A 3,959-nucleotide genomic window follows, 5' to 3' on the forward strand; every position below is an offset into this window, starting at 1 on the left:
CTCCAAGTGCTTCATCGCCCAACCCCTGCTGCGTGATCAATTTAGCTTTGACAGCAAAAATTGGGCGACTACTTAGTCTGGAACACGATACTGGCGTCCGCGCGTGCGAGGGTCAATAAAGCAGGCGCGCCGTGGACCTCGGCCGCGTGCACCGCAACTATCACTGCAAGAGAAATTAGCCTGGTTCTCATGGGGTTCTGGGCGTTCTCAAAAGGCTACCCGCGCATTGAGCAGAGACGAATGGCGCGCGATGAAAAGGTCGGCTGGCCTCATGGCCGGGTTCGGCGGAGGTACTGGCGAGCTTGACATGATTGCACTCATTGACGTTGCGATAAAGCAATATGGTTAGCCGAAAGAGTGATGCTCGGCTTTGTGTTGTTGCGCAAGGCGAGCCGAAGAGATTGACTAGCGGGTGCAAGCCTCTCTTGAGCGTCCGATCGAAGGCGACTGGCCCTACATCGGGATTGACGCCACTTGCGTGAAATCGCGCCAAGCGGGTCGGGTGGCTTCCGTGGCGGTGATAATCGCTGCGGCGGTCAACACCGATGACGTCCGTGAAATTCTCGGAGTGGCAACTGGCCCGTCGGGAGCCGAATCATTCTGGACTGATTTCCTGCGCGCTATCGTCGGTGTCCAGGGGCATAGGAATCCGCTAAAGGATCCATTTGTATACAGCTTAGGCGTTTTATCTTGAATAGATAAAACGCCTAAAATCGATACAATGTCCAAAACGGCCGGTGCCCGTTCGGGCTTGCTCGCCGTGGCGCGCCACGAAGGCTCCAACGGCGCAACGCATTACAGAGCTCAACGGGCTCCGCCGGACTTGCCGAGTGAACCGCCTCGGCTAATGTTTCGACCCTCTGGGCCTCGATTCCAGCCTACTGTTTATTTCCCTCCAAAGCCAGCCAGAAGACCTGATCGAGCACATCAGGCGCTTGCACCTTGTTGATCGGCAGGTGTCCGAAGGCCGGAAAGATATCGGACTCGAAGCGCCGCAGGATTTCCTCCGCGGTCTGCGGTTGCCACTTGATGGTCATGGTTCGGTGCCACTGGCGCGCAACGTGCTCGAAAGTATTCTGCTCGGCCAACCGTGTCTGGCGCGCCCGCTCGACCCTGGTGTGAGCCGGGTCGGCGCCCGCAGCCAGCAACTGACGCGCCTCATCGCGCTTGGCTCGAGCACCCACGAGCGAAACGTCCGGAAAGGCTCCGAAACTCAGCCTGTTCTCTTTGCCATCCGCCTGCCGGAATTTCATACGCCAGAGCTTGCCGCCGCTGGGCATGACTTCAAGGTACAAACCGCCTCCATCGGCAAGCTTGTAGGGTTTGTCCTTTGCCTTGGCGTTGCGCACCTGCAGTTGGGTGAGCGGCTGTACCTGTTTGGGCATTTTGGGGGCATCCTGTCCGATCGTGGCACGGACATGCCCCGAAAAATGCCCCCAAAGACGCTAGCTTTTCGGGGACCTCACTGGACAGTATTAGGCAACAAAAAACCCGCCGTCTCTATGAGAACAGCGGGTTCTTTGATGTCCTTAAACCTGCAAGGACTATGTTCTGGCGGAGGCGGTGGGATTCGAACCCACGATACAGGTTTAAGCCCGTATGCTTCCTTAGCAGGGAAGTGCCTTCGGCCACTCGGCCACGCCTCCAGTCAGCTTCAACGTTTATGCGTCAGCGCTGAGTGCACGCATATTAATGGCCACACCCTTTTTGGTCAAGGAAGCACGGCCATTTTTTTGAAAAAAGTTAAGCTTGCTCCAGGTTAAACGCCTTGTGCAGGGCGCGCACGGCCAGCTCCATGTACTTCTCGTCGATCAGGACGGAGATCTTGATCTCCGACGTCGAGATCATCATGATGTTGATGCCCTCTTCCGACAGCGTACGGAACATCTGCGACGCGACGCCCACGTGGCTGCGCATGCCCACGCCCACGGCCGAGACCTTCGAGACCTTGGCATCGCCCAGGATCCTGTCGGCGCCGATTTCGGCCTTCACGCCTTCCAGGACGCCCATGGCGCGCTGGTAATCGTTGCGCGACACGGTGAACGTGAAGTCGGTCTTACCGTCGACCGACTGGTTCTGTATGATCATGTCGACCTCGATATTGGCCTCCGAGATCGGCCCGAGGATGTGGAAGGCGACGCCCGGCTTGTCGGGCACGCCCAGGACGGTGATTTTGGCTTCATCGCGGTGGAAGGCGATGCCCGAGATGACGGCTTGTTCCATGTTGCTTTCTTCCTCAAACGAAATCAGGGTACCCGAGTTGGCTTCTTCTTCGAGCGACATCAGGGGGTCGGTCAGCGACGACAGCACGCGTGTCGGCACGCGGTAGTTGCCGGCAAATTCCACGGAGCGGGTCTGCAGGACTTTCGAGCCCAGCGACGCCAGTTCCAGCATTTCTTCGAACGTGATCTTCGACAGGCGGCGCGCTTCGCTCACGACCCGCGGGTCGGTCGTGTAGACGCCGTCGACGTCCGTGTAGATCAGGCATTCGTCGGCCTTCAGTGCGGCCGCGATCGCGACGGCGGAGGTGTCCGAACCACCACGGCCCAGCGTGGAGATATTACCCTCCTCATCCATGCCCTGGAAACCGGTGATGATGACGATCCTGCCGGCGTCCAGGTCGGCGCGCACGCGGGTGTCGTCGATCGACTGGATACGGGCCTTCGTGAAGGCCGAGTCCGTCTTGATGCCCACCTGCCAGCCCGTGTACGACACGGCATCCTTGCCGCGTGCCAGCAGTGCCATGGCCAGCAGGCCGACCGACACCTGTTCGCCGGTCGATGCAATCATGTCCAGTTCACGCGGGTCCGGCTGCGACATAATCTCTTTCGCCAGGCCGATCAGACGGTTGGTTTCACCGGACATTGCCGAGGGGACGACAACGACTTGATGGCCGGCGTCGTGCCATTTGGCGACGCGGGCCGCGACGTTCTTGATGCGTTCCGTCGAACCCATCGACGTACCGCCATATTTGTGGACTATTAAGGCCATGACTGAAGGGATTTCCGCTTGTAAAAAATCAAATGAGCCTTTTACTCTACATGCTGCGGCGCGGAATCACAAGCCGTCAGGATGCGAAATCTATACCAAATAGGAATATGGTAATACGGAAAGGGTATTAACGCGGGATGGCTGGCGTCGCGCTTTCCCAACGCAGCGCGACGCGCTCCGGGCCCTCGGTCACGTGCCGGCAATCCATGCCGAGCCCCGCCGCGAACAGCAGGTCGAAGGCGGCAATCACGATGGGCAGGCGCCCCCGTTCCCAGGCCGGGATGCCGCTCGCCTGGTAATGCATCTTGAGGCTGCGGCTGGGACGGTTGTGCGCCAGGCGCAGCCGTTCGCCGCCCTTGCGGAAATCGATCTCGAGTCCCTGCTCGCGCAGCCAGGCCGGATCGAACCCGCGTTCGGCCATATCGAAATGCAGCACGCCGCCGTAATCGGGAAACGCAATGGATGCCTCGCCGTTCCAGCGGAACGGCTGGGCGTGCTTGTCGATGATGCCGGCGTCCTCGGGATCGCGCATCCCGGCGAGGTCCGGCAGGCGCGGCACGAGATACAAATGGTCGCGGTGGCGGCGCACGTCGACGTCCGGGTGTTCGACGAGCAATTGCGCGTCCTCGCGCGCGGACAGGATCTGCGCCACCATTTGCGCCAGCCAGGCCGTCGACGGCATCGCGAGGCGGCGCACGGTGAACCAGTGGCGCAGCAGGTTGTCGATGCGGTCGCGGCTCAGCGCGCGCACGCGGACGAGGTCGAGACCATCGCCGGCCAGGCAGGCCCGCAGGTCCTGTTCGCCCAGCTCGTCCAGCAGGCGCTGGGCCGAGCGCGTGTGGGCGCTGCTGCGCGCCACGCGTTGCTGGTAGCCGGGAAACGCGGCGGCCAACGCCGGCATCACCTGGTGGCGCAGCGCGTTGCGGGCATAGCGCGGATCGGTATTGGATTCGTCTTCGACCCACGTG

3 protein-coding genes, 1 tRNA gene and 1 pseudogene are annotated in these 3,959 nt (G+C 60.8%); 1 reads left to right on the plus strand and 4 read right to left on the minus strand.

Annotated features, from left to right (window positions below; genetic code table 11):
• Window positions 1–409: 409 nt before the first annotated feature.
• A pseudogene (locus tag ACEN88_RS26125) lies at window positions 410–640 on the plus strand (transposase); the annotation flags it as partial.
• A gap of 238 nt (window positions 641–878) precedes the next feature.
• Here ACEN88_RS26125 and ACEN88_RS26130 read toward each other — a convergent pair.
• From ACEN88_RS26130 to tilS, 4 genes are all read right to left on the minus strand, one after another.
• Complete coding sequence (locus ACEN88_RS26130; RefSeq protein WP_413344359.1) at window positions 879–1,385, minus strand: tyrosine-type recombinase/integrase; 507 nt, start codon at window positions 1,383–1,385, stop codon at window positions 879–881.
• A 167-nt stretch (window positions 1,386–1,552) separates the two neighbouring features.
• Window positions 1,553–1,646 (minus strand) — tRNA-Ser (locus tag ACEN88_RS26135).
• 97 nt (window positions 1,647–1,743) lie between these two features.
• Window positions 1,744–2,991 carry an aspartate kinase gene (locus tag ACEN88_RS26140; RefSeq protein WP_413344361.1) on the minus strand — a complete coding sequence of 416 codons (1,248 nt, stop codon included), beginning with the start codon at window positions 2,989–2,991 and terminating at the stop codon, window positions 1,744–1,746.
• 127 nt (window positions 2,992–3,118) lie between these two features.
• A partial coding sequence (gene tilS, locus ACEN88_RS26145) for a tRNA lysidine(34) synthetase TilS (RefSeq protein ID WP_413344363.1) occupies window positions 3,119–3,959 on the minus strand: 841 nt, incomplete at its 5' end.

The sequence above is a fragment of the Massilia sp. CT11-108 genome, from assembly GCF_047302915.1.
GTDB lineage: Bacteria > Pseudomonadota > Gammaproteobacteria > Burkholderiales > Burkholderiaceae_D > Telluria > Telluria orientalis.

What these genes read in the sequence shown, in the direction of transcription:
- ACEN88_RS26140 (WP_413344361.1), bottom strand. Translation starts at nt 2,991, where the DNA reads ATGGCCTTAATAGTCCACAAATATGGCGGTACGTCGATGGGTTCGACG.
- ACEN88_RS26130 (WP_413344359.1), bottom strand. Translation starts at nt 1,385, where the DNA reads ATGCCCAAACAGGTACAGCCGCTCACCCAACTGCAGGTGCGCAACGCC.